General features: G+C 54.4%; 20 protein-coding genes. 9 read left to right on the top strand and 11 right to left on the bottom strand.

The window, feature by feature from the left end:
* Window position 1: 1 nt before the first annotated feature.
* The 3 genes from FNY10_RS24870 to fdhD all read right to left on the bottom strand — a co-directional run bounded on the left by FNY10_RS24870 (window position 2) and on the right by fdhD (window position 2,557).
* On the bottom strand, window positions 2-982 hold the full coding sequence (locus FNY10_RS24870) for a 6-phosphofructokinase (RefSeq protein ID WP_131050452.1): 981 nt from the start codon (window positions 980-982) through the stop codon (window positions 2-4).
* Window positions 983-1,380: 398 nt separating this feature from the next.
* Complete coding sequence (locus tag FNY10_RS24865; RefSeq protein WP_131050427.1) at window positions 1,381-1,593, bottom strand: YdgH/BhsA/McbA-like domain containing protein; 213 nt, start codon at window positions 1,591-1,593, stop codon at window positions 1,381-1,383.
* A 127-nt stretch (window positions 1,594-1,720) separates the two neighbouring features.
* The gene (gene fdhD / locus FNY10_RS24860) at window positions 1,721-2,557 is read right to left on the bottom strand and encodes a formate dehydrogenase accessory sulfurtransferase FdhD (RefSeq protein WP_160704126.1); all 837 of its coding nucleotides are present in this window, start codon (window positions 2,555-2,557) and stop codon (window positions 1,721-1,723) included.
* A gap of 156 nt (window positions 2,558-2,713) precedes the next feature.
* On the opposite strand from fdhD, the gene fdnG reads away from it, so the two are divergent.
* The 5 genes from fdnG to FNY10_RS24835 all read left to right on the top strand — a co-directional run bounded on the left by fdnG (window position 2,714) and on the right by FNY10_RS24835 (window position 9,361).
* On the top strand, window positions 2,714-5,764 hold the full coding sequence (gene fdnG, locus FNY10_RS24855; RefSeq protein ID WP_131050425.1) for a formate dehydrogenase-N subunit alpha: 3,051 nt from the start codon (window positions 2,714-2,716) through the stop codon (window positions 5,762-5,764).
* Window positions 5,765-5,776: 12 nt separating this feature from the next.
* Window positions 5,777-6,679 (top strand): formate dehydrogenase subunit beta, encoded by a 903-nt coding sequence (gene fdxH / locus FNY10_RS24850; protein ID WP_160704128.1) that lies wholly within the window; start codon window positions 5,777-5,779, stop codon window positions 6,677-6,679.
* Window positions 6,676-7,311, top strand: a complete 636-nt coding sequence (gene fdoI, locus FNY10_RS24845; RefSeq protein ID WP_160704130.1) for a formate dehydrogenase cytochrome b556 subunit — start codon at window positions 6,676-6,678, stop codon at window positions 7,309-7,311. The genes fdxH and fdoI overlap by 4 nt, the downstream gene beginning before the upstream one ends.
* The gene (gene fdhE / locus FNY10_RS24840; RefSeq protein ID WP_131050730.1) at window positions 7,308-8,237 is read left to right on the top strand and encodes a formate dehydrogenase accessory protein FdhE; all 930 of its coding nucleotides are present in this window, start codon (window positions 7,308-7,310) and stop codon (window positions 8,235-8,237) included. The genes fdoI and fdhE overlap by 4 nt, the downstream gene beginning before the upstream one ends.
* 200 nt (window positions 8,238-8,437) lie before the next feature.
* Window positions 8,438-9,361: an alpha/beta hydrolase gene (locus FNY10_RS24835; RefSeq protein ID WP_131050737.1), complete on the top strand. Its 924-nt coding sequence runs from the start codon at window positions 8,438-8,440 to the stop codon at window positions 9,359-9,361.
* A 15-nt stretch (window positions 9,362-9,376) separates the two neighbouring features.
* Here the strand turns inward: FNY10_RS24835 and fabY are convergent, their stop codons facing one another.
* The 5 genes from fabY to typA all read right to left on the bottom strand — a co-directional run bounded on the left by fabY (window position 9,377) and on the right by typA (window position 14,390).
* Window positions 9,377-10,318, bottom strand: a complete 942-nt coding sequence (gene fabY, locus FNY10_RS24830; protein ID WP_160704132.1) for a fatty acid biosynthesis protein FabY — start codon at window positions 10,316-10,318, stop codon at window positions 9,377-9,379.
* Window positions 10,319-10,362: 44 nt separating this feature from the next.
* Window positions 10,363-10,800: a D-aminoacyl-tRNA deacylase gene (gene dtd / locus FNY10_RS24825; protein WP_100686449.1), complete on the bottom strand. Its 438-nt coding sequence runs from the start codon at window positions 10,798-10,800 to the stop codon at window positions 10,363-10,365.
* A 2-nt stretch (window positions 10,801-10,802) separates the two neighbouring features.
* Entirely contained in the window at window positions 10,803-11,657 is an 855-nt protein-coding gene (locus tag FNY10_RS24820; RefSeq protein ID WP_100686448.1) for a virulence factor BrkB family protein, read from the bottom strand.
* Window positions 11,658-11,659: 2 nt separating this feature from the next.
* Complete coding sequence (yihX, locus tag FNY10_RS24815) at window positions 11,660-12,250, bottom strand: glucose-1-phosphatase (protein WP_100686447.1); 591 nt, start codon at window positions 12,248-12,250, stop codon at window positions 11,660-11,662.
* Between the two features lie 316 nt (window positions 12,251-12,566).
* A complete protein-coding gene (gene typA / locus FNY10_RS24810) occupies window positions 12,567-14,390 on the bottom strand; it encodes a ribosome-dependent GTPase TypA (RefSeq protein ID WP_100686446.1) in 1,824 nt (607 codons plus the stop codon).
* Window positions 14,391-14,768: 378 nt separating this feature from the next.
* Between typA and glnA the strand changes: the two genes are divergently transcribed.
* The 3 genes from glnA to glnG all read left to right on the top strand — a co-directional run bounded on the left by glnA (window position 14,769) and on the right by glnG (window position 18,833).
* On the top strand, window positions 14,769-16,178 hold the full coding sequence (gene glnA, locus FNY10_RS24805; RefSeq protein WP_100686445.1) for a glutamate--ammonia ligase: 1,410 nt from the start codon (window positions 14,769-14,771) through the stop codon (window positions 16,176-16,178).
* A 187-nt stretch (window positions 16,179-16,365) separates the two neighbouring features.
* Window positions 16,366-17,415 (top strand): nitrogen regulation protein NR(II), encoded by a 1,050-nt coding sequence (gene glnL, locus FNY10_RS24800; RefSeq protein ID WP_100686444.1) that lies wholly within the window; start codon window positions 16,366-16,368, stop codon window positions 17,413-17,415.
* Between the two features lie 8 nt (window positions 17,416-17,423).
* Window positions 17,424-18,833, top strand: a complete 1,410-nt coding sequence (gene glnG, locus FNY10_RS24795) for a nitrogen regulation protein NR(I) (RefSeq protein ID WP_100686443.1) — start codon at window positions 17,424-17,426, stop codon at window positions 18,831-18,833.
* Between the two features lie 83 nt (window positions 18,834-18,916).
* Here the strand turns inward: glnG and hemN are convergent, their stop codons facing one another.
* Window positions 18,917-20,290, bottom strand: coding sequence for an oxygen-independent coproporphyrinogen III oxidase (hemN, locus tag FNY10_RS24790; RefSeq protein ID WP_131050732.1), 1,374 nt, complete (start codon window positions 20,288-20,290; stop codon window positions 18,917-18,919).
* A 188-nt stretch (window positions 20,291-20,478) separates the two neighbouring features.
* Entirely contained in the window at window positions 20,479-20,982 is a 504-nt protein-coding gene (gene yihI / locus FNY10_RS24785; RefSeq protein WP_100686441.1) for a Der GTPase-activating protein YihI, read from the bottom strand.
* 583 nt (window positions 20,983-21,565) lie between these two features.
* Between yihI and yihA the strand changes: the two genes are divergently transcribed.
* The gene (gene yihA, locus FNY10_RS24780) at window positions 21,566-22,198 is read left to right on the top strand and encodes a ribosome biogenesis GTP-binding protein YihA/YsxC (RefSeq protein WP_032690136.1); all 633 of its coding nucleotides are present in this window, start codon (window positions 21,566-21,568) and stop codon (window positions 22,196-22,198) included.
* 349 nt (window positions 22,199-22,547) lie between these two features.
* On the opposite strand, the gene polA is transcribed toward yihA, so the two are convergent.
* Window positions 22,548-25,334, bottom strand: a complete 2,787-nt coding sequence (gene polA, locus FNY10_RS24775) for a DNA polymerase I (protein WP_142255808.1) — start codon at window positions 25,332-25,334, stop codon at window positions 22,548-22,550.
* Between the last annotated feature and the right edge of the window lie 310 nt (window positions 25,335-25,644).

The raw sequence follows: 25,644 nt of genomic DNA, 5'->3' as shown, positions 1-25,644 counted from the left end.
CTCAAATGATATTGAGTTGTTTGGCAAGTTTATAATGATGTCCTTCGATATCTACCAGACGTTTTTTCATACTGACTAAATCAATTGGAATAGGTTTATTGCTTGAATTTATAATAATCGCTTTATTTTTCATTCCTGACTGAATACAGCGAACGACTTCATTCGCCATGATCGTCCCCTGGTAAATCTCTTCGCAGGTCGGGTCGCCGCTGCGCAGTCCATAGCCGATGATGGTTTTACGGATGCGGACACCGATGCGTGGCTCAAGCTGCTTGATCATCGTATCGATAGCCCCTTGAAAGCCAGGGGAATACTCCCTGGTATAGCCTTCAGAGCAAAGAATCACTACGCTGTTTTGCTCGCGAAGCTTACGTCTGACGCGCTCGGCCAGATCGTCTAATGGCATCTGTGCTTCCGGAATCAGCGCAATATCGGCATTACTTTTAATCGCTGACTGCAACGTGAGTTCCCCGCAATACCCTCCTAATATTTCAGCCATAAACACCCGCCCAGGTAATGCTCTGCCGGTATTTCTTAAACGGGAAACCTCCTTGATAATTTGTTCGCAGGCTGTCGAAAAACCGATAGTATAATCACTACCATATACATCATTATCGATAGTCATGCCGACACCGAAACAGTTAATGTCAAATTCGCTAAGTGTATTAAGGAACTGTAGGCTACCATCGCCACCAGCCATAATTAACACATCAAGGCGCAGCGACTTAATTTTCCTGGCTATCGCTTCATACTCATTCCTCAGCAATTTGCGAGTGGTTCTTCCGGATGTAATAACAGGCAGTGAACAAATAGAGAAATCAACGAGATCCCGCCAGGCGATTTCCTGGTGATTTTTGTCGAGCAATCCAGGTATACCACCATTAAATATGGTGATTTCCGCGCTCGCCAGTTTCGCAACCTGAAAAATAAAATTATTAATTCCGGACACATCGCCACCGCTAATAACAATACCGATTTTCATGATCACCACCGTCATATTTCCTTGCCCACATTTATCCCTAAGTTCAAGACCTGTATTTGCAATGAAGATCACATAATTATGATTAATTTATCCGTAGTAACGATTGACAGATATAAATATGATGTGTTTTTTGTGATCGGAATCTCATTTAAAAGATGAGATCGTCTTAACAGTTATTTTCAAATAACTTTATTATTCATCAGGTTAAATATTAAGAGGATAGCGCGTCATTTTGCTTACCGGGGGTTTAATGGCGGCGCGAAAAACAAAGAAGAGAAACGTGATAAATACCACATTTTTTTACGCAGAAGTGGCGAAGTCGGGCGGAGAGATCTGATGGCCGAAGCAGAAAAACAAAAAAAGCGCCCGCAGGCGCTCTTTCGACGGTAATGCCAGATTTATTTGTTCAGTTCCGCCGTCATGTGCACGCGGTTACCGGTAAAGGCTTCGGTAATTTTATAAGACGATGCGCCAGCGGCCTGTGCCTGAGCGGCAATTTTCGCTTCAGCTCCGTCGATGGTTGCGGCGGTGGCGGTCACGCTTTCAGCGGCGAAAGCACCAAAAGAAACGGTAAGAGCGATAACTGCAGCAAAAGTTTTGATGCTTTTCATGATGTAAATCCTTCATTAAGTTGTTTGGATAAGGCGATGTGCCTTGATGTGATAAATACTAGACCTCACAACCCACAACTAAAAGCGGAAGGATTTGCTCTCATCATTCAAAAAAACTGACTTAATTTTAACCTGCGATCAACCGCTGCGGATGGGTGTAAATCGTCGCCCTGCCCGGGCGGCAAAAGCCCACCAGCGTCAGGTTGCAACGTTCCGCGACCTCCACCGCCAGCGCGGTGGCGGCGGAAACCGCAAACAGAATTTCCACGCCGCACATTGCCGCCTTCTGCACCATCTCGTAGCTGGCGCGGCTGGAGACTAACGCCGCCCCGCATTGCCAGTCATCGCCCTCTTCTACGCGCCGCCCCAGCAGTTTATCCAGCGCGACATGACGCCCGACATCCTCGTGTCCGCCCACCAGTTCTCCGGACGGACACAGCCACGCCGCCGCATGGGTGCAGCCGGTGATATGACCAATCGGCTGCACACCACGAAGCTGCTCCAGCGCGCGATCGAGATTCTCCAGCCTGAAGGTTTGGGTGAATGGTAAAGGTTGCACCGGCTTGCCGATATCGTTGAGCTGCTCAACGCCGCAAACGCCGCAGCCGGTTCGCCCGGCCAGCGCGCGACGGCGCTCTTTCAGCCCCATAAAACGACGGCTGGAAAGCTCAATCTGAACTTCCAGACCGTTGCAGGCCTGCACTACCTCCATCCCGTAGATCTCGCGCCGGTGTTCAATAATCCCTTCTGATAATGAAAAACCGACGGCAAAACGTTGCAGATCCTTAGGAGAGACCATCATGACAACGTGTGAGATACCGTTATAGACCAGCGCCACCGGTACTTCTTCGGCTAATTCGTCAGACTGCGGATGTTGCAAATCATCGCGCTTCCAGAGCACGACCTGACGACATCCTGTGATGCTTGTCACATTTTCAATTTGTTCGGGAGGGTTCTTGTTCACTTTGTTTTAACCGTATTGGAACAGGCATACACACAATGTGGTATTCTTTGCATACCCCTTCAAGTGAAAGGGGGATCACCCCCAATTCTGAACCTTTGCGGCGCTTACCGCAAAGTAAATAACTACATGTGACAATGTCGATACAAGGAGTGAACCATGCAGGTCAGCAGAAGGCAGTTCTTTAAGATCTGCGCTGGCGGTATGGCAGGCACAACGGCAGCGGCGCTGGGTTTTGCCCCAGGCGCCGCGCTCGCGGAAACCCGGCAATATAAACTGCTGCGTACCCGCGAAACCCGTAACACCTGTACGTACTGTTCCGTCGGTTGCGGGCTGTTAATGTATAGCCTCGGCGACGGTGCGAAAAACGCCAAAGCATCCATCTTTCATATCGAAGGAGATCCTGATCACCCGGTCAACCGTGGTGCGCTCTGTCCGAAAGGGGCAGGTCTGGTCGACTTTATTCATTCCGAAAGCCGTCTGAAATTCCCGGAATATCGTGCGCCAGGCTCCGACAAGTGGCAGCAAATCAGCTGGGACGACGCGTTCGATCGTATCGCGAAGCTGATGAAAGAAGACCGCGATGCCAACTTTATCGCCAAAAACGACGCTGGCGCCACCGTCAACCGTTGGTTGACCACCGGCATGCTGTGCGCTTCAGCCTCCAGTAACGAAACCGGCTATTTAACGCAGAAATTCACCCGCGCGCTCGGTATGCTCGCGGTCGACAATCAGGCGCGCGTCTGACACGGACCAACGGTAGCAAGTCTTGCTCCAACATTTGGTCGCGGTGCGATGACCAACCACTGGGTTGACATCAAAAACGCCAACCTGATCGTGGTGATGGGCGGTAATGCCGCTGAAGCGCACCCGGTAGGGTTCCGCTGGGCGATGGAAGCCAAAATCCACAACGGCGCGAAGCTGATTGTTATCGACCCCCGCTTTACGCGTACTGCGTCGGTAGCCGACTTCTATACCCCGATTCGTTCCGGTACTGACATCACCTTCTTGTCAGGCGTCATCCTGTACCTGCTGAATAACGAAAAATTCAACCGCGAGTACACCGAAGCCTATACCAACGCCAGCCTGATCGTACGTGAGGATTACAGCTTCGATGACGGGTTGTTCAGCGGCTATGACGCGGCAAGCCGCAAATACGATAAGACCAGCTGGAACTATGAGCTGGACGAAAACGGCTTCGCGAAACGCGACACGACGCTGCAACATCCGCGCTGCGTATGGAACCTGCTGAAGCAGCACGTTTCTCGCTATACCCCAGAAGTGGTGGAAAATATCTGCGGTACGCCGAAAGCGGACTTCCTGAAAGTCTGTGAGTACATCGCTGAAACCAGCGCGCATGATAAAACCGCGTCATTCCTCTATGCGCTCGGCTGGACGCAGCACTCTATCGGTGCGCAGAACATCCGTACCATGGCGATGATCCAGCTGCTGCTCGGCAACATGGGGATGGCTGGCGGCGGCGTGAACGCCTTGCGCGGTCACTCCAACATTCAGGGGCTGACCGACCTGGGGCTGCTGTCGCAGAGCCTGCCGGGTTATATGACGCTGCCGAGTGAGAAGCAGACCGACCTGCAAACCTACCTGTCCGCCAACACGCCGAAGCCGCTGTTGAAAGATCAGGTGAACTACTGGGGCAACTACCCGAAATTCTTCGTCTCAATGATGAAGGCCTTCTTTGGCGATAAAGCCACGGCGGAAAACAGCTGGGGCTTTGACTGGCTGCCGAAGTGGGATAAGGGCTACGACGTCCTGCAGTACTTCGAGATGATGTATCAGGGCAAGGTCAATGGCTATATTTGCCAGGGCTTTAACCCGGTGGCCTCGTTCCCGAACAAAAACAAAGTGGTCGCCTCGCTGTCGAAACTGAAGTTCCTGGTGACCATCGACCCGCTCAACACCGAAACGTCTACCTTCTGGCAAAACCACGGTGAGTCGAACGATGTCGATCCGGCGAAAATACAGACCGAAGTGTTCCGCCTGCCCTCTACCTGCTTTGCCGAGGAGAATGGTTCCATCGTTAACTCCGGACGCTGGCTGCAGTGGCACTGGAAAGGCGCGGATGCCCCAGGGATTGCGACCACCGATGGCGAAATCCTCGCCGGCATCTTCTTACGTCTGCGGAAAATGTACGCGGAAACCGGCGGTCCGGCGCCTGAGCCGGTGCTGAACATGACCTGGGACTACTCCACGCCGCACGAACCCGCTTCGGAAGAGGTGGCGATGGAGAGCAACGGCAAGGCGCTGGCAGATATTACCGATCCGGCCACCGGCGCGGTGATTGTGAAGAAAGGCCAGCAGCTCAGCTCCTTCGCGCAGCTGCGCGATGATGGCACCACCGCCAGCGGTTGCTGGATCTTCGCCGGCAGCTGGACGCCGGAAGGCAACCAGATGGCGCGTCGCGATAACGCCGATCCATCCGGCCTCGGCAATACGCTGGGCTGGGCCTGGGCATGGCCGCTCAACCGTCGCATTCTGTACAACCGTGCTTCCGCTGACCCGCAGGGCAACCCGTGGGATCCCAAACGCCAAATCCTGAAATGGGACGGCGCAAAATGGGGCGGCGTGGACATTCCGGACTACAGTGCCGCCGCACCAGGCAGCGATGTCGGGCCGTTCATCATGCAGCCCGAAGGCATGGGCCGCCTGTTTGCTCTTGATAAGATGGCGGAAGGTCCGTTCCCGGAACACTACGAGCCGTTTGAAACGCCGCTGGGCACCAACCCGCTGCACCCGAATGTGGTCTCTAACCCGGCCGCCCGCGTCTTTAGCGGCGACCTGGAACAGATGGGTAAAGCGGATAAGTTCCCGTACGTCGGCACCACCTACCGTCTCACCGAGCACTTCCACTACTGGACCAAGCATGCGCTGCTCAACGCCATCGCCCAGCCGGAACAATTTGTGGAAATCGGCGAGAAGCTGGCGAACAAGCTCGGCATCGCGCATGGCGATACCGTTCGCGTCTCCTCCAACCGCGGCTATATCAAGGCCAAGGCGGTGGTGACCAAGCGTATTCGCACGCTGAAAGTGGACGGTAAGGATATTGATACCATCGGTATTCCTATCCACTGGGGCTATGAAGGGGTGGCGAAGAAAGGCTTTATCGCCAACACGCTGACGCCGTTCGTCGGCGATGCGAACACGCAAACGCCGGAGTTTAAAGCCTTCCTCGTGAACGTGGAAAAGGTGTAACGGAGACGACTTATGGCTTATCAATCGCAAGACATCATTCGTCGTTCCGCGACTAACGGTTTCACTCCCGCGCCTCAGGCGCGGGACCACCAGCAGGAAGTCGCGAAGCTTATCGACGTCACCACCTGTATTGGCTGTAAAGCCTGTCAGGTCGCCTGTTCAGAATGGAACGATATCCGCGATGAAGTCGGTCACAACGTCGGGGTGTACGACAACCCCGCGGATCTGACCGCCAAATCCTGGACGGTGATGCGCTTCTCCGAAGTGGAGCAGAACGACAAACTGGAGTGGCTTATCCGTAAGGATGGCTGCATGCACTGTGCCGACCCCGGCTGCCTGAAGGCCTGCCCGTCGGAAGGGGCTATCATTCAGTATGCCAACGGTATCGTGGATTTTCAGTCCGAGCAGTGCATCGGCTGCGGCTACTGTATCGCCGGCTGCCCGTTTGACGTGCCGCGCCTGAACCCGGAAGACAACCGCGTCTACAAATGTACGCTGTGCGTCGACCGCGTCACCGTGGGTCAGGAGCCTGCCTGTGTGAAGACCTGCCCGACCGGCGCTATCCACTTTGGCTCCAAAGAGGATATGAAAACGCTGGCAGGCGAGCGCGTCGCTGAACTGAAAACCCGTGGTTACGACAACGCGGGCCTGTACGATCCGGCCGGCGTCGGCGGCACGCACGTGATGTACGTGCTGCACCACGCCGACAAACCGAATCTGTATCACGGCCTGCCGGAGAACCCGGAAATCAGCGCCACCGTGAAGTTCTGGAAAGGTATCTGGAAACCGCTCGCGGCGGTAGGATTTGCCGCGACTTTCGCCGCCAGCGTCTTCCACTATGTCGGGGTCGGTCCGAACCGTGCGGAAGAGGAAGAGGACAACCTGCATGAAGAGAATGACGAGGTGCGCAAATGAAAAGACGTGACACCATTGTGCGCTACACGGCGCCGGAACGCATCAACCACTGGGTCACCGCCTTCTGCTTCGTGCTGGCGGCGGTGAGCGGACTGGGCTTTTTCTTCCCGTCCTTCAACTGGCTGATGCAGATCATGGGGACACCGCAGCTGGCGCGTATACTGCACCCGTTTGTCGGCGTTATCATGTTCGCGTCGTTCATCATCATGTTTTTCCGCTACTGGCACCATAACCTCATCAACCGGGATGATATCTTCTGGGCGAAGAATATTCGTAAGATCGTCGTCAACGAGGAAGTGGGTGATACCGGGCGCTATAACTTCGGCCAGAAGTGCGTATTCTGGGCGGCGATTATCTTGCTGGTGCTGCTGCTGGCGAGCGGCGTGATCATCTGGCGTCCGTATTTTGCGCCGGCGTTCTCAATCCCGGTGATCCGCTTCGCGCTGATGCTGCATTCATTTGCCGCCGTTGCCCTGATTGTGGTTATTATGGTGCATATTTACGCCGCCCTGTGGGTGAAAGGCACCATTACCGCGATGGTGGAGGGCTGGGTGACCAAAACATGGGCGAAGAAACATCATCCCCGCTGGTACCGGGAAGTTCGCCAGAAACAGGAAAAGAAGACTGAATGAGTATTCGCATAATCCCGCAAGATGAGCTGGGTTCGAGCGAGAAACGTACGGCGGAGTACATTCCGCCGTTACTGTTTCCCAGGCTGAAAAATCTTTATAACCGTCGGGCCGATCGTCTGCGCGAACTGGCACAGAACAACCCGCTGGGCGACTACCTGCGCTTTGCTGCGCTCATTGCACACGCCCAGGAAGTGGTGCTCTACGACCATCCGCTACAGATGGATCTGACCGCCCGCCTCAAAGAAGCGAACGAGCAGGGCAAACCGCCGCTGGATATTCACGTGCTGCCGCGCGACAAGCACTGGCACAAGCTCCTGCATTCGCTGATTGCCGAGCTCAAGCCAGAGATGAGTGGCCCGGCGCTGGCGGTCATCGAAAACCTCGAAAAAGCCTCTGAGCAGGAGCTGGAGCTGATGGCAAGCGCCCTGTTCGCTTCCGACTTTGCCTCGGTCAGTAGCGACAAAGCGCCGTTTATCTGGGCTGCGCTGTCGCTCTACTGGGCGCAGATGGCCAGCCTGATCCCTGGCAAGGCGCGCGCCGAGTATGGCGAACAGCGTCAGTATTGCCCGGTCTGCGGTTCAATGCCGGTATCCAGCATGGTGCAAATTGGCACCACGCAGGGTTTGCGCTACCTGCACTGCAACCTGTGCGAAACCGAATGGCACGTCGTGCGCGTGAAGTGCAGCAACTGCGAGCAGAGCCGGGATTTACATTACTGGTCTCTGGACAACGAGCAGGCGGCCATTAAGGCCGAAAGCTGCGGTGACTGCGGGACTTACCTGAAGATTCTGTACCAGGAAAAAGATCCGCAAGTGGAAGCCGTGGCCGACGATCTCGCCTCGCTGGTGCTGGATGCCCGCATGGAGCAGGAAGGTTTCGCCAGAAGTTCGATTAACCCGTTTATGTTCCCGGGTGAAGGGGAGTAAATCCCCCCATATTGCCGGGTAATCCACGTTGCCCGGCACTCGCCAAAACCTGATACGCGCGCACCTCAGCAGAGGAAGGCCTTCGCTTTAGCATGCCCTTCTCCCGTCCCCGATGCTAATTTTCTACAAAAAAACCTTTTCTATCGACGGCAACTCAGGCTATAACACTGTATATCCATACAGATAAAAGGAATATAATGATGGCACTGGAACACGGTATTGCCCGGCTGGTTGAGGAGTTTATCGCCGCAGGGCGCCCCTCTTCGCGAGAGCGAAATATTGATGACCGGAGGGCTGGTTATGTTGCCAGTGCGGTACTGGCAGGAGAAAGCGAAACGCGAGTGCAGGTGGATGATGTCATGCTGGAGGGGATGCATTTTCGCGTGGTATCGCCGCAGAATGCGGCCGGTCCGCTGCCCACCGTTATCTACTATCACGGCGGCTGTTTTATCAGCGGCGGTTTCGCCACCCACGATAAACAATTGCGCCAGCTGGCGTATGAAAGCGGCTGCCGGGTCATTGCCGTGCAATACCGGCTGGCGCCCGAGCAGACGTTTCCTGCCGCGCACGATGACGCGGAACAGGGAGCGCAGATTATCCGCCGCCACGCGGAGCCGCTCGGGGTCGATGCCTCGCAAATCACCCTTGCGGGCGATAGCGCGGGGGGGCATCTGGCTCTCGTCACCGCGCTCCGGCTGAAAGCCGCGGGTGGCTGGCAGCCCGCACAGCTGATTCTGATTTACCCCATGCTGGACGCCACCGCGGCTTCGGCAAGCTACGTCAGCAACGGAGAGGATTACATCATCACCCGGGATACGCTGCTGAGCGGCTACGAAATGTACCTGCCCGCAACGGAATCGGCACACCCGGAGGCCAGCCCGCTGTGGCGAGACGACTTCAGCGGCCTGCCGCCGGTGCATATCCTCACCGCCGAATATGACCCGCTGCGTGATGAGGGTGAAGCGCTGTATCAGCGAATGATCGAGCAAAGCGTGGTCTGTACCTGCCAGCGCTATGCTGGCGTGATTCACGGTTTCTTTCAGCTGGGTGGCATCAGTCTGGCGGCGCGCCATGCCATGGGCGATATCGCCTGGCGAATCCGTTCACCAGGTCGGTCGATATAATCAGCGCGCCGGGAATTACTCTTCTTCGTTCCCGCCCTCTTCATACGAACCAAACGGCTTCGCGGGCAGAACGATGTAAATGCCTTCAAAAATGGCGCCCAGACTCTCGCCGCCAAACAACTCAACCTGCAGCTGTACGCGGGCTTTGCGCCCGCGTGCCAGGCGGTCGAGATCGCCGCTGAGCGAGCCCAGATCGGCCACCGCGCTCGGGCGACCGCTAATCGGCTGGCTGTAACGGATATGGGCATCGGCGAGAATAATCGTGCCGCCCAGATGCTGCTCGCGCAGCATCAGCCAGATAAGGCCCCAGCCGGTCAGCGTCGCCAGGGAAAACAGACTTCCGGCAAACAGCGTATGGTGCGGATTCTGGTTACCGGCTTCAGGCATGGTGGTGATGAAGTTTTTGCCGGTGTACTGCTGAATACGCACACCCATTTTTTCGCTGAGCGGAATATGCTGATACCAGGCCTGCTGCAGCTGCCCGCACCAGTCGCCGCGATGCAGAATATCGTCCAGCGAGGCGATTGGTTTAATCATCAGGAAGTGGCGGATCGGCGTGGTGGTCGGCGTGGTAATCTCGCCCTGGTTAACAAAACCGAGCTTGGCAAAGAACTCCATCGCGTCTTCGCGAGCGCTACAGGTTACGCGCTTAACGCCCTCCTGACGGGCGACGGACTCCAGCGTCATCGCCATCAGCGTCCCCAAGCCTTTATCCTGCACCGAGGGATGTACGGCCATAAAGCGAATAGAGGCTTCGTTCTCCGCGTTTATATACAGCCGCCCGACGGCAACCAGGTTGCCTTCTTCATCCACGACCATCTGGTGATGCGCCATCGCATCCCAGGCGTCACGCTCCGATCCTTTGGGCTGATGGAGCGGCTTGCGCAACATCTCCCAACGGAACTGATAGTAGCTCTCGAGTTCGTCTTCTGTTTGCGGTACACGAAGGTGATACATAGCCGTACTCTCTTTTGTTACCCGCAGCCGGCCCGGAAGCTGGCTCATACCTGCAACCAAAAGGTCACAGGACCATCATTCACCAGTGAGACTTGCATATCCGCAGCGAATCTCCCGGTTTGGGTGTTCATCTCCTGCTGGCGACAGCGACCGACAAAATAGTCATACAGCGCTTCCGCTCTGTCAGGGGCGGCCCCTCTGGAAAAACCCGGCCGCATGCCCCGTTCGGTATCCGCCGCCAGCGTGAACTGTGAGACCACCAGGACGCTGCCGCCGGACTGCCGCACATTGAGGTTCATTTTTCCTTCGCTATCGCTGAAAATACGATAGCCAAGTACGCGCTCGCACAGGCGATTCGCTTTTTGCTCATCATCATCTTTCTCAACGCCCAACAACACCAGAAGCCCCGGGCCGATTTCCCCCGTCACTTCGCCCTCCACGGTTACGCTTGCACGGGATACGCGCTGAATTAATGCAATCATAGTTATTCTGGTTCTTCTTTTTTAAGTTTGCGGTATTCCTCGAGAGTGACAGTAATTTCTGCCCCAAGCAAGACGATACACCACGTCCAGTACACCCAGACAAACAAAATAGGCACCACGGCTATCACGCCGTAAATCAGCTGGTACGACGGGAAGGTCGTGATATATAAAGCAAACGCTTTTTTGCCCGCCTCAAACAACAGCGCCGCCACCAGCGATCCGATAATTGCATCGCGATTGCGTACCTGGGTCGTCGGTACAATGCTGTAGAGCAGCCAAAATGCCGTCCACGATAACATCAGCGGGAAGAGACGCAGCACATCATCAATCACGCTGTTCAGTTCGCTCGCCCAGCGCAACGACAGCAGATAAGAGCTGATGGCCAGACTCGCCCCCGCCAGCAGCGGCCCCAGCGTCAGAATCATCCAGTAAACGGCAAATGAGTAAATTTTGGGCCGGGTACGCGTGCTGCGCCAGATGGTGTTCAGCGCGCTATCAATCGAATACATCAGCAGCAGCGAGGTCACGATCAGCCCAAAGGCGCCGACGGCGGTCATCCGGCTGGAGTTCGCGACAAACTGTTCGATGTATCCCTGAATAACGTCCCCCGTCGCCGGGATGAAGTTAGCGAAGATAAAGTGGCGAAGCTGACCGCTAACCTCGGCAAACATCGGAAATGCCGAGAACAGCGCAAAGACGACGGCGATCAGCGGCACCAGGGAGAGTAACGACACGTAGGCGAGATTCCCCGCCAGTGTCGTCATATGGTCTTCATCAATACGCCGCCAGAGCAGTTTTATCCAGGCAATCAGGGGCCGGACGCGGCGCTTTGCTTTTTGATGAACGGTTTTGAGCATAGTTATTTCGCAAAGTAGGCGGGGATGGTCTCCTTTCCGGTTACCAGAATACTGGTTATCCCCAACAGCTTAGCCCCTGCTATATTATCGGCGTTATCGTCAAAAAAGACCGTCTCCTCGGCAGAAAAACCTTCCGACTGCAGGACGCTTTGATAGATTCGCGCCTCGGGTTTACGCATCCCCATCTCCTGGGAAAGATAGATACGATCGGCGGCGGCCCGCACCTGCGGATATTCATCCGGCCAGAAAGTGGTATGCAGACGGTTGGTATTCGACAGAACAACCACGCGGTGCCCCTGCTCGCGCAGCTTTTGCATAATAGCGATGACTTCCGGGCGCAGAGAGACAAAAACGGCCTGCCAGCCGTGGGAAAACTGCTCATAGCTCAGCGGCATATTCATTTCATGGCACATCGCGTGCGCAAAGTCCTCATCGCTAATTTCACCGCGCTCGTGCTGATGGAACGCCTCGCCCATGGTGAAATGCTGCTTGAGCGTCGCGAGCGGGATACGGCTCAAATCGCTCCATGTCCCGAGAACCCGGTTGAAGTCGATGTCGACAATCACATTACCTAAATCAAAGATATAGAGCATTTTTGTCTCCTTGCGCGCCATGAAAGATTAACTGTAGCGGGAAAGGCGGTATTTGACTATGTATGGTTTTTAAACCGGCGTTCAGAACGATTTAGGCTGCCCGATAACGGCTCGTCCCTGGAGAGCCACGCTGCTCACTTTTCCCTTCAGATATCCCGCCACACTCATCACTGACCCTGAGCGCAAAGCGTTACGGAGCCCCCAACCGGTGAACAGCCCCGTCTGACTTTTTGGTCGCGGTTCACCGGCTGGGGGGCTCTACAGACAAAAAAACCCCGCCATAAAGGCGGGGTTCGGTATCGACAAGAAGCGAGAATTAATCTTCTTTCGCACCGCGCATTGCGCGTTTACGGTCGTTCTCAGTCAGGTGACGTTTACGGATACGAACGGAAGTTGGGGTCACTTCTACCAGTTCGTCGTCATCGATGAACTCCAGAGCTTGCTCCAGGGTCATCTTAACCGGCGGAACCAGGACCGTTGCTTCGTCAGTACCGGAAGCACGCATGTTGGTCAGTTTCTTACCGGTCAGGCAGTTTACGGTCAGGTCGTTAGAACGACTGTGAATACCGATGATCTGGCCTTCGTAAACTTCAGCACCGTGGCCGAGGAACAGCTTACCGCGGTCCTGCAGGCTGAACAGTGCAAACGCAACCGCTTTACCCTGACCGTTGGAGATCAGTACGCCGTTCTGACGCTGGCCCACATCGCCCGCACGAACGTCGTCGTAGTGGCTGAAAGTGGAGTACAGCAGACCAGTACCGGAGGTCATGGTCATGAACTCAGAACGGAAGCCGATCAGGCCACGGCTTGGGATCACGTAGTCGAGACGTACGCGGCCTTTGCCATCTGGATTCATGTTTTTCAGGTCGCCTTTACGCTCACCCAGAGCCTGCATGACAGAACCCTGATGCTGCTCTTCAACGTCCAGCGTGACGTTTTCGAACGGCTCTTGTTTACGGCCGTCGATTTCGCGGAAGATAACTTTCGGACGGGAAACCGCCATTTCGAAACCTTCACGACGCATATTTTCGATCAGCACAGACAGGTGCAGCTCACCACGACCGGAAACGCGGAATGCATCCGCATCCGGAGTCTCTTCGACGCGCAGCGCCACGTTATGCACCAGCTCTTTATTCAGACGGTCAAGAATCTGACGAGAGGTAACGTACTTACCTTCTTTACCGCAGAACGGAGAGGTGTTAACGCAGAAGAACATGGATACGGTTGGCTCATCGACTGACAGCGCCGGCAGCGCTTCAACATTCTGCGGATCGCAGATGGTGTCAGAGATGTTCAGTTCGCCCAGACCGGTGATCGCGATGATATCGCCCGCTTCAGCAATATCGCTGTCGATACGCTCAAGGCCCAGGTGGGTTAGAACTTTACCCACTTTACCGTTACGGGTTTTGCCTTCGCTATCAATGATAGTGACCTGCTGGTTTGGCTTCACTTTACCGCGTTTGATGCGGCCGATGCCAATGACGCCAACGTAGTTGTTGTAGTCCAGCTGGGAGATCTGCATCTGCAGCGGGCCATCAAGGTCAACGTTCGGCGCCGGAACACGATCGACGATAGTCTGATACAGCGGAGTCATATCTTCAGCCATATCTTCGTGATCCAGACCCGCAATACCGTTCAGCGCAGAAGCGTAAACGATCGGGAAGTCCAGCTGTTCGTCGGTAGCGTCGAGGTTAACGAACAGGTCGAATACCTGATCGACAACCCAGTCAGGGCGCGCGCCAGGACGGTCAACTTTGTTGATAACGACAATCGGCTTCAGGCCATGAGCAAAGGCTTTTTTGGTCACGAAGCGCGTCTGCGGCATCGGGCCGTCAAATGCGTCAACCACCAGCAGCACAGAGTCAACCATGGACATGACACGCTCAACCTCACCTCCGAAGTCGGCGTGCCCAGGGGTATCAACGATGTTGATACGGTAGTCATTCCATTTGATGGCGGTGTTTTTCGCGAGGATAGTAATCCCACGCTCTTTCTCCAAATCGTTGGAGTCCATCACTCGTTCTTGAGTTTCGGCACGCGCATCGAACGTACCGGATTGCTGCAGCAGCTTATCAACCAGGGTAGTTTTACCATGGTCAACGTGCGCGATGATGGCGATATTACGCAAATTTTCGATCACAACTTTGCCTCAGGCATTAGAAATAGCGCGTTATTGTACACGGATTAATCGCAGTACAAAACAGGATCACAAACATCCTCCGCAAACAAGTATTGCAGAGTTTCTTTGTGATCGCTTTCACGGAGCGTTAAAAGGGTTATTCAAGGTCAATTGCACCAAATTAGTGCCCAATGTTCACGCAATTGCACTATATTGGTGCAATGCATTCATAATGGTGCAGCCCTTTTGCACGATGGAGTGCATGATAACGCCTTTTGGGGGCAATTTAAAAGTTGGCACAGATTTCGCTTTATATTTTTTAAGGCAACAACGCCACTTTTCGTAGTTAGAAAGTTTTCGTTTCCACGACGACAATGACCAATCCGGGAGAGTTTAAGTATGTCCGCTGAACACGTTTTGACGATGCTGAACGAGCACGAAGTGAAGTTTGTCGATCTGCGCTTCACCGATACCAAAGGTAAAGAACAGCACGTCACAATTCCTTCTCATCAGGTAAATGCCGAATTCTTCGAAGAAGGCAAAATGTTTGATGGCTCCTCGATTGGTGGCTGGAAAGGTATTAACGAATCTGACATGGTTCTGATGCCGGATGCGACCACTGCGCTGATCGACCCGTTCTATGAAGAACCGACTCTGATCATCCGCTGCGATATCCTGGAACCAGGCACGCTGCAGGGCTACGACCGTGACCCGCGCTCCATCGCAAAACGCGCTGAAGAATACCTGCGCTCTACTGGCATCGCAGACACCGTTCTGTTTGGGCCAGAACCAGAATTCTTCCTGTTCGACGATATCCGTTTCGGCGCCTCTATCTCTGGCTCCCACGTGGCTATCGACGACATCGAAGGCGCATGGAACTCCTCCACCAAATACGAAGGTGGTAACAAAGGTCACCGCCCAGGCGTGAAAGGGGGTTACTTCCCGGTTCCGCCGGTTGACTCCTCTCAGGACATCCGTTCTACCATGTGTATGATCCTGGAAGAAATGGGCCTGGTTGTTGAAGCTCACCACCACGAAGTGGCTACCGCGGGTCAGAACGAAATCGCGACCCGTTTCAACACCATGACCAAAAAAGCGGACGAAATTCAGATCTACAAATACGTTGTGCACAACGTTGCACACCGTTTCGGTAAAACCGCGACCTTCATGCCGAAACCAATGTTCGGTGACAACGGTTCCGGTATGCACTGCCACATGTCTCTGTCCAAGAACGGCGTTAACCTGTTCTCTGGCGACAAGTATGCAGGTCTGTCTGAACAAGCGCTGTACTACATCGGCGGCGTTATCAAGCACGCTAAAGCGATCAACGCCCTGGCAAACCCGACCACCAACTCCTACAAGCGTCTGGTCCCGGGTTATGAAGCACCGGTCATGCTGGCTTACTCCGCCCGTAACCGTTCCGCTTCCATCCGTATTCCGGTAGTCACCTCGCCGAAAGCACGCCGTATTGAAGTGCGCTTCCCGGACCCGGCGGCTAACCCGTACCTGTGCTTCGCAGCACTGCTGATGGCTGGCCTTGACGGTATTAAGAACAAAATCCATCCGGGCGAAGCGATGGACAAAAACCTGTACGACCTGCCGCCGGAAGAAGCGAAAGAGATCCCACAGGTTGCGGGTTCTCTGGAAGAAGCACTGAACGCGCTGGATGCTGACCGTGAGTTCCTGACGGCTGGCGGCGTGTTCACCAACGACGCTATCGATGCCTACATCGCCCTGCGTATTGAAGAAAACGACCGCGTACGTATGACTCCGCACCCGGTTGAATTCGAACTGTACTACAGCGTCTGATTTTGCTGTAAATCCCCGGTATTCCGTGTTGTGGCGTGGGGTACCGTGGATATTTTGTTGCCGTGGAAACTTTCAGCCCATCTCAGGATGGGCTTTTTTCTCCACCAACACTCTGATCTCATACGCTTTTTATCTATAAAAAGCTATACTGCACTAAAATAGTGCACTCTTTTCAGGAGACTGTCGGATGGCAACAGGCACTCAGCCCGATGCTGGGCAGATCCTTAACTCTTTAATCAACAGTATTTTACTGGTCGATGACGACCTGGCGGTGCATTACGCGAACCCGGCCGCGCAGCAGCTGCTGGCGCAAAGTTCACGTAAGCTCTTTGGCACGCCGCTCCCGGAACTGTTGAGTTATTTTTCCCTGAATATTGACCTGATGCAGGAAAGCCTGCTGGCGGGCCAGGGTTTTACCGACAACGAAGTGACGCTGGTTATCGATGGCCGCTCGCATATCCTGTCTCTGACGGCACAGCGCCTGCCTGAAGGCTATATCCTGCTGGAGATGGCCCCGATGGATAACCAGCGGCGCCTGAGCCAGGAGCAGCTGCAGCACGCCCAGCAAATTGCGGCGCGGGATTTGGTTCGCGGGTTGGCCCATGAGATCAAAAATCCGTTAGGCGGTCTGAGAGGCGCTGCGCAATTGCTGAGTAAAGCGCTGCCTGACCCGGCGTTGATGGAATACACCAACGTGATTATTGAACAGGCCGATCGCTTAAGAAATCTGGTCGATCGCCTGCTGGGGCCGCAGCATCCAGGGATGCACGTGACCGAAAGCATCCATAAGGTTGCCGAACGGGTTGTGAAGCTGGTCTCGATGGAACTGCCGGATAACGTCAGACTGGTCCGCGATTACGACCCGAGCCTGCCGGAGCTCCCTCATGACCCGGACCAGATCGAGCAGGTTCTGCTGAATGTCGTTCGCAACGCGCTACAGGCGCTGGGGCCAGAAGGCGGCGAGATCATCCTGCGCACCCGTACCGCCTTTCAGTTGACGCTGCACGGCGTTCGTTACCGCCTCACCGCGCGTATTGACGTCGAGGACAACGGCCCGGGAATTCCGTCTCATTTACAGGATACGCTGTTCTATCCCATGGTTAGCGGTCGCGAAGGCGGTACCGGTCTGGGGCTCTCCATTGCCCGCAGTCTTATCGATCAGCACTCCGGCAAAATTGAATTTACCAGTTGGCCAGGGCATACCGAATTCTCGGTATACCTGCCTATTCGGAAGTAGAGGTGTTTATGCAACGAGGGATAGCCTGGATCGTTGATGACGATAGCTCCATCCGTTGGGTGCTTGAACGCGCGCTCACCGGAGCAGGCTTAAGTTGTACAACGTTTGAAAACGGCAACGAGGTGCTTGATGCACTCACCACCAAAACCCCGGATGTACTGTTATCTGATATCCGGATGCCGGGAATGGATGGGTTGGCGTTACTGAAACAAATTAAACAGCGTCACCCCATGCTTCCGGTCATCATAATGACCGCGCATTCGGATCTGGACGCGGCGGTCAGCGCCTATCAGCAAGGCGCCTTTGACTATCTGCCCAAACCTTTTGATATTGATGAAGCGGTCGCCCTGGTCGATCGCGCGATCAGCCACTATCAGGAACAGCAGCAGCCGCGCAATATCACGATAACCAGCCCGACGGCCGATATCATCGGCGAAGCGCCGGCGATGCAGGACGTCTTTCGCATCATCGGCCGCCTGTCGCGTTCATCGATCAGCGTATTGATCAACGGCGAATCCGGTACCGGTAAAGAGCTGGTCGCGCACGCCTTGCATCGCCATAGCCCGCGGGCAAAAGCGCCGTTTATCGCACTGAATATGGCTGCTATCCCAAAAGACCTGATCGAATCTGAACTTTTCGGTCACGAAAAAGGGGCGTTTACCGGCGCCAATACCGTGCGTCAGGGACGTTTTGAGCAGGCTGACGGCGGGACTCTGTTCCTCGATGAGATCGGTGATATGCCGCTCGATGTGCAGACGCGCCTGCTGCGCGTTCTGGCCGATGGCCAGTTCTATCGCGTTGGCGGCTATGCGCCGGTGAAGGTAGACGTGCGCATTATTGCCGCCACCCACCAAAACCTTGAGCAGCGCGTACAGGAAGGGAAGTTCCGTGAGGACCTGTTCCATCGCCTGAACGTGATTCGCGTTCATCTGCCGCCGCTGCGCGAGCGCCGCGAGGATATTCCCCGCCTGGCGCGGCATTTCCTGCAAATTGCCGCCCGCGAACTGGGGGTCGAAGCCAAGCAGCTCCATCCGGAGACGGAAACCGCGCTAACCCGTTTAGCCTGGCCCGGTAACGTCCGCCAGCTGGAGAACACCTGCCGCTGGCTGACGGTGATGGCAGCAGGCCAGGAGGTTCTGACGCAGGATCTTCCCAGCGAACTGTTTGAAACCGCGATTCCCGATAGCCCGACGCATATGCAGCCGGACAGCTGGGCAACGTTACTGGGACAGTGGGCCGATCGCGCCCTGCGTTCCGGTCATCAAAACCTGCTTTCGGAAGCGCAGCCGGAGATGGAACGGACGCTGCTCACTACCGCCCTGCGTCATACGCAAGGGCATAAGCAGGAGGCCGCACGTCTGCTGGGGTGGGGACGTAATACGCTAACGCGCAAGCTGAAAGAGTTAGGAATGGAGTAAACGTCATGCCCGGTGGCGCTATGCTTACCGGGCCTGCAGAATCCGTCGGCCGGGCAAACGAAGTGCCGCCCGGCATAACAGAGTTAAATCACCCGGGAGAACTGCTGCATCCGCGCTTTCTGACGCAGATAGGCATCAAAACACATGCAGATGTTGCGAATCAGCAGACGGCCTTTTGCCGTCACCTGAATGCCCTTATCATCCACATCCACCAGCCCATCTTTTGCCAGCGGTGCCAGCAGCGCCAGATCGTCGGCAAAATAACGCTGGAAATCCAGTTGCCACCGCGTTTCTACCGCAGAAAAATCGAGATGGAACTGGCAAATCAGCGCCTTAATAACGTCACGGCGAATACAGTCATCGCGGGTCAGCGCGATGCCGCGCCACAGCGCATCTCCGGTTTGATCAACCTGTTGATAGTAAAGCTTCAGCTCTTTCTGGTTCTGCGCGTAGCAGTCGCCAATCATGCTAATCGCCGACACCCCCATCCCCAGCAGATCGGTATCGCCCTGGGTGGTGTATCCCTGGAAATTGCGGTGCAGGACGCCGTCGCGCTGAGCAATGGCCAGCTCATCATCCGGGCGGGCAAAATGATCCATACCGATAAACTGATAGCCGGCGTTGGTGAGTGAGGCAATGGTCTCTTGCAGAATATCCAGCTTCTGTTCTGCCGAAGGCAGGTCGGCATCTTTGATTTTACGCTGAGCGGCGAAGAGCGTCGGCAGATGCGCATAGTTAAATACGCTCAGGCGATCGGGGTTGAGCTCGGCTACTTTTTGCAGCGTAAACGCAAAACTCTCCGGCGTTTGTTTCGGCAGACCGTAAATCAAATCGATATTCGTCGAGGTAAAACCAATCTCACGAGCATGGTTGAGCAGGGCAAAGATGAACGCCTCATCCTGCTCGCGGTTAACCAGCCGCTGAACCTCTTTATTGAAATCCTGCACCCCCATACTCAGCCGGTTGAAGCCTTCCGATCGGAGATGATCCAGGACATCCAGCTCAATTTCACGCGGATCGACTTCAATCGAGATCTCTGCATCGGCGTTAAAATTGAAATGGCTGCGCAGCAAATGCATTAAGCGGCTGATTTGCGCTTTATTCAGGTAAGTGGGGGTACCGCCGCCCCAGTGCAGCTGGTTCACCTGACGCCCGGCAAAGAGCGGCGCGCGATGAATAATTTCCTGCTGCAGAACATCCAGATACTGGTCGGCTTTATGCTGCTGGCGAGTCACAATTTTGTTGCAGCCACAGAAATAACAGAGCTTGTGACAAAACGGAATATGCACATACAGCGATAGCGGACGCTGCGGGTAGCGAGCTACCGCCTCGTCAAATTCTGCCGCACCGAACTCAGGAGAAAACTCCAGTGCGGTGGGGTATGAGGTATAACGTGGCCCCGAATAGTTATATTTCTGGATCAGGGCCAGATCCCAGTCGATTAACTGCACAGACATGCTCACTCCTTCCGATGGTGCCGTCGGCGGGTACGCCGCCCCGGCCCAACCGCACCTCGGGTAATGAGCCGGTTGCGCAGCCATTTCTGACGCCGCGACAACCGTCGTAGTTTAACGAATAACCACAGCAGATAACATACAACCAAAAGGGTTATAAGCAGGACCGGGAATCCGATTGAGTGCAAACGTTAGTTTCCACCCTTCAGCAGACGCATCATATCTTCCTGGCGCTCTTCTTCCTCGTCCTCGTCATCATCGTAGGACAGGCCAAGCTGCTGCATCAGCTCATCAATACGATCGAGTTTGGCATCGACCCATGACTGCTCTTCAGCATTCAGGGTGCCCCCCTCTTCCAGACGTTCCAGCAGCGCGTCCAGGCGCTCATCATTTTCCAGCAAATCCAGCTCAGCCTGTGGTGAAAGCATAGGTTTCTCGCTCTTCGGTTTGTGCTGCTTAGTAGCCGGGGTGCTTTCAGTCACGCCCAGCGGAATCGGTTTTTTACTCCCAATACGCGGATCTTGCTGTTGGCTCTGTTTTTTGCCGGATGATGCGGCATCACCGCCGTTTGCGCGACTTCCTGCCGCGTGACCACGATGTTTCTTCTGGCGTTTGCGATCGCGGGATTCCTGGTTCATTTCTTCACGTGTCTTGCGATGCGTTTTGCCACGGGGTACGGATGTCGGTTTTTTCATATAAGTAATCTTCAGATTCGTTTTCTTCAGTATAGAATTGAGGCGGAATCTAGCAGAAAGCAAGCAAAGAAAAAAGGCGACAGATTACTCTGCCGCCTTTTTCCTCACTGACAACCCTTAGCGGGTTCTACTTTCCCTGTTAGCTTACGACGTACCCTGTCTTTCCTTTAGCAAATAACGGTCCCTGTTACATCCCTTTCCTTGTCAAAACGTCTCCAGACGTTTGTCATCCTGACATCACTCCCGGGTCTTCGCCTCCTGGCGCTCCTGACAACTCATCCTGAGTCACTGTCCTGTTGGCTTCCTCGCCTTGCCCATTACTCTACCGTTTTCATCAAATCCTACAACTAACCACAGAATAAAAATGGTTATTCAGGATTGTTCTCTAAATTTAATTGTATGATTTTTAATGTGTTAACACTGCCAGTGCCCTTCATTTCTCATCGATTGCCTCACCATTGAATGGACAATATCTCACAAAGTGAAGGGCTTTTACTTACGCCGGAGGATGCGGTAAGAACAGCCTTTTTCTGCTGTTCAGGTATAATCCCCGCCATAGCCTTATTTAACGGAGACGACAGTCTTGACTAACTGGAACTATCAACAGACGCATTTTGTCACCAGCGCACCCGATATCCGCCATCTTCCATCCGATACCGGGATCGAAGTTGCTTTTGCTGGTCGCTCAAATGCGGGGAAATCCAGCGCCCTGAATACGCTCACCAACCAGAAAAGCCTGGCGCGTACTTCTAAGACTCCTGGCCGCACCCAGCTAATCAACCTGTTCGAAGTCGCTGAAGGCAAACGCCTGGTCGACCTGCCAGGTTACGGCTACGCTCAGGTGCCGGAGGAGATGAAGATCAAATGGCAGCGCGCGCTGGGTGAATACCTGGAGAAACGCCTGTGCCTGAAAGGACTGGTGGTGCTGATGGATATCCGTCATCCGCTGAAAGACCTCGATCAGCAAATGATCGAATGGGCCGTAGAAAGCGATATCCAGGTTCTGGTTCTGCTCACCAAAGCCGATAAGCTGGCCAGCGGCGCACGTAAAGCGCAGGTGAATATGGTGCGTGAAGCGGTTCTTGCCTTTAACGGCGATGTGCAGGTTGAACCCTTCTCTTCGCTGAAAAAATCAGGCGTGGATAAGCTGCGTCAGAAGCTCGACAGCTGGTTTAATGAGATCCCTCCTCAGGAAGAGATCGCCGACGGAGAGTAATCGCCGTTGTTTTCCCGGATAGCGGCGCCTGACGCCTTATCCGGGCCGCATCATCAGCCCATCGCGGCTGGCAAAAAATTTTCTTTCGCGCAATAAAAAACGCCCCGGTCATAAATGACCGGGGCGGCTAAAATATTCAGCCAAATCCGATTACGTGAAGTAAAAGGTCTGAAAGATAGAACATCTTACCTCTGTACCCTACGTCGTTAACTCTACTCTTCTTTTGGTTACGGAGAAAGCACTTTTTGTAGTTTTTTTTCACTCTTTACATAGCAAATTCAAATGATCATCACAAAACTCTATAAGTTATGTTGCTTACTTACAGAAAATCACCTTATCCACTGAATACTTAGTGCGCTTGATCCCAGTTTTCTCCGCTTCCCACTTCCACCAGCAGCGGTACCGCCAGCGTCGTGCTGTTTTCCATCAGTTCGTGCACCTTCTTCGCCACGGCATCAAGATCTTCTTTGTGCACTTCAAAGACCAGTTCATCGTGCACCTGCATGATCATCCGCACCCGCGGCTTCTCGGCCAGCAGCCATTCATCAACGGCGATCATCGCGCGCTTGATAATGTCTGCCGCCGTACCCTGCATCGGGGCATTGATCGCCGCACGTTCGGCGCCAGCGCGCCGGGCGCCGTTGCTGGATTTGATGTCCGGAAGGTAGAGGCGACGGCCATCCAGCGTTTCGACATAACCCTGCTCTTTTGCCTGTGCCCGGGTACGCTCCATGTAATCAAGAACGCCTGGATAGCGCTCAAAATAGAGGTCCATATATTTCTGTGCCTCTTTGCGCGGAATGTTGAGCTGCCGTGCGAGACCGAATGCGCTCATGCCATAGATCAAACCAAAGTTAATCGCCTTGGCACTTCGACGCTGCTCGCCGCTAACGCTTTCCAGCGGCAGGCCAAAGACCTCTGCCGCCGTCGCGCGGTGGATATCTTTACCTTCCGCAAACGCGGTCAGCAGGCCTTTATCACGCGACAGATGCGCCATAATGCGCAACTCAATTTGCGAGTAGTCGGCAGAGACGATGAGGTAATCCGGCGGCGCGATAAATGCCTGACGAATACGACGCCCTTCTTCGTTACGCACCGGAATGTTCTGCAGGTTAGGATCGGTGGAGGAGAGACGCCCCGTCGCCGTTACCGCCTGGTGATAAGAGGTGTGCACCCGGCCGGTTTTAGGGTTAATCATCAGCGGCAGCTTGTCGGTATATGTCGACTTCAGCTTCGCCAGCCCGCGATATTCCAGAATAACTTTTGGCAGCGGATAATCCAGCGCCAGTTCTTCGAGCACTTCCTCGGAAGTAGAAGGCGCGCCGCCCGGCGTTTTCTTCAGCGGCTTAATACCTTGTTTTTCAAACAAGATAGTCTGCAGCTGCTTGGGGGAAGAGAGATTGAACTCTTCACCCGCGATCTCGTAGGCTTTCTGTTCCAGTTCAAGCAGGCGTTTGGCTATCTCCTGCGAATGGGCATGCAGCACCGCCGGATCGATTTTAACGCCGTTGCGTTCCACGCGAGAAAGCACCGGTACCAGCGGCATCTCTATATGCGTAAAGATGTTCCGCGGACCTTCATGCTGCTGCAACTTCGGCCACATCTTCAGGTGCAGCTGCAGGGTGACATCCGCATCTTCCGCCGCGTAGCGCCCGGCTTCTTCCAGCGCTATCTGGTTAAAGGTGAGCTGATTTTTACCTTTCCCGGCGATCTCTTCAAAAGTAATCGTTTTATGCTTCAGCCAGCGGTCAGCAAGGCTGTCCATATCATGGCGGCCCGCCACGCTATCAAGAATGTAGGACTCCAGCATGGTGTCAAAAGCGATGCCGCGTAGCTCAATGTCATAGTTCGCCAGAATTCCGCGGTCATATTTCAGGTTTTGCCCAACTTTCAGCAGTTTCTCGTCTTCCAGCAGGGGCTTCAGCAACGTCAGTACGCGTTCACGGGGAATCTGATCCGGTGCATCGAGATAATCATGGGCGACCGGTACATAGGCTGCGACGCCGGGCTCAATGGCAAACGACAGGCCGACCATATTGGCGGAGATGTTATCCAGGCTGTCCGTTTCCGTATCAAACGCCACCAGCGGCGCTTTTTTCAGCTTCTCGATCCATTCGATCAGCGTCTGTTCATCAAGAATAGTGACGTAGTTTTCCGCGGACAGCGTCGCGGCCACCTCGACCTCTTCTTCCGCTACAGCCGATGCTTCTGCCGGTTTTGCGGCTGGCTTAACGCCTTTAGACTGCATCCATTTGCCAGATTCAACATCGGTGATCCAGCGTTTAAATTCATATTTTTTGAACAGCGCCAACAGATCGTCCGCTGCCGGCGGCAGCACGTGCAGCTCTTCACAGCTCAGATCCAGCTCGACGTCGGTTTTAATCGTAGCCAGCTGATACGAGAGGTAGGCTACCTCTTTATTCTGTTCCAGTTTCGCCGCCATCGTTTTGGCGCCGCGGAAGGTCAAACCGGCAATTTTTTCTGGCTCCGCGTACAGCGCATCCAGCCCCCCCAGTCCCTGCAGCAGCGCCTGGGCTGTTTTCTCGCCCACGCCGGGTACGCCTGGAATGTTATCGGAGGAGTCGCCCATCAGCGCCAGGAAGTCAATAATCAGCTCCGGCGGAACGCCGTACTTCGTCACCACTTCATCCGGGCCAAGAATGGTATTGGTCATGGTATTAATCAGGGTAATACCCGGCGTGACCAGCTGCGCCATGTCTTTATCACCGGTACTGATAAGCACCGGACGGCCCGCTTTTTCTGCTTCGCGCGCCAGAGTTCCGATCACATCGTCCGCTTCGACGCCAGGCACAGCCATCAGCGGCAGCCCCATCGCCTTCACCATGGTATGCAACGGTTCGATCTGCGCCCGCAGATCGTCCGGCATCGGCGGACGATGGGATTTGTAATGCTCAAACAGTTCGTCACGGAAAGTTTTCCCTTTGGCATCAAAAACCACAACGGCATGAGTGGGTTGATACTGGAGGATCAGGCTGCGCAGCATATTCAGCACGCCATACATAGCGCCTGTCGGTTCGCCGGCGCTGTTAGTCAGCGGCGGGAAAGCGTGATACGCCCGGTAGAGGTAAGAGGAGCCGTCAACGAGGATAAGTGGGTTTTCTGGGATCTGAACCATAATTTCCGTGCCTGTTTATCAGATTATGGCTAAAGGATGCCACAGACAGACCTGAAAACCTGAATTTTTCCCGCATTTCACCAAAAAGATTCGTTGATCCGGTCGATCGTGCGGCAATAATATCTGTGGATAACTTTGTGCATAGTTTTATAAGGATAGCTGTCTGGTCTGAAATAAAATAGCAAAAAACATAATTTAATTTTATTTATCATGAAGTTAATTATCGATCCTGGCTTTTAATACCCTTCTAATGACTCAATGTTCCATGTGGATATAAGATCCGCTGTTTTTTCTGTTCTGGTAAGACCCG

Origin of the sequence: Klebsiella sp. Lac1 (assembly GCF_009825425.1) — a bacterium.
GTDB classification, from domain to species: Bacteria; Pseudomonadota; Gammaproteobacteria; order Enterobacterales; family Enterobacteriaceae; genus Klebsiella; species Klebsiella electrica.
Note: the sequence above shows the minus strand (reverse complement) of the source record. Positions and strands in the feature narration are given on the sequence as shown.

Bases quoted from the DNA above. Each gene is read 5' to 3' on its own strand.
- FNY10_RS24870 (WP_131050452.1), bottom strand. From the start codon at position 982: ATGAAAATCGGTATTGTTATTAGCGGTGGCGATGTGTCCGGAATTAAT.
- FNY10_RS24865 (WP_131050427.1), bottom strand. From the start codon at position 1,593: ATGAAAAGCATCAAAACTTTTGCTGCAGTTATCGCTCTTACCGTTTCT.
- fdxH (WP_160704128.1), top strand. From the start codon at position 5,777: ATGGCTTATCAATCGCAAGACATCATTCGTCGTTCCGCGACTAACGGT.
- fdoI (WP_160704130.1), top strand. From the start codon at position 6,676: ATGAAAAGACGTGACACCATTGTGCGCTACACGGCGCCGGAACGCATC.
- fdhE (WP_131050730.1), top strand. From the start codon at position 7,308: ATGAGTATTCGCATAATCCCGCAAGATGAGCTGGGTTCGAGCGAGAAA.
- FNY10_RS24835 (WP_131050737.1), top strand. From the start codon at position 8,438: ATGGCACTGGAACACGGTATTGCCCGGCTGGTTGAGGAGTTTATCGCC.
- fabY (WP_160704132.1), bottom strand. From the start codon at position 10,318: ATGTATCACCTTCGTGTACCGCAAACAGAAGACGAACTCGAGAGCTAC.
- dtd (WP_100686449.1), bottom strand. From the start codon at position 10,800: ATGATTGCATTAATTCAGCGCGTATCCCGTGCAAGCGTAACCGTGGAG.
- FNY10_RS24820 (WP_100686448.1), bottom strand. From the start codon at position 11,657: ATGCTCAAAACCGTTCATCAAAAAGCAAAGCGCCGCGTCCGGCCCCTG.
- yihX (WP_100686447.1), bottom strand. From the start codon at position 12,250: ATGCTCTATATCTTTGATTTAGGTAATGTGATTGTCGACATCGACTTC.
- glnA (WP_100686445.1), top strand. From the start codon at position 14,769: ATGTCCGCTGAACACGTTTTGACGATGCTGAACGAGCACGAAGTGAAG.
- glnL (WP_100686444.1), top strand. From the start codon at position 16,366: ATGGCAACAGGCACTCAGCCCGATGCTGGGCAGATCCTTAACTCTTTA.
- glnG (WP_100686443.1), top strand. From the start codon at position 17,424: ATGCAACGAGGGATAGCCTGGATCGTTGATGACGATAGCTCCATCCGT.
- hemN (WP_131050732.1), bottom strand. From the start codon at position 20,290: ATGTCTGTGCAGTTAATCGACTGGGATCTGGCCCTGATCCAGAAATAT.
- yihI (WP_100686441.1), bottom strand. From the start codon at position 20,982: ATGAAAAAACCGACATCCGTACCCCGTGGCAAAACGCATCGCAAGACA.
- polA (WP_142255808.1), bottom strand. From the start codon at position 25,334: ATGGTTCAGATCCCAGAAAACCCACTTATCCTCGTTGACGGCTCCTCT.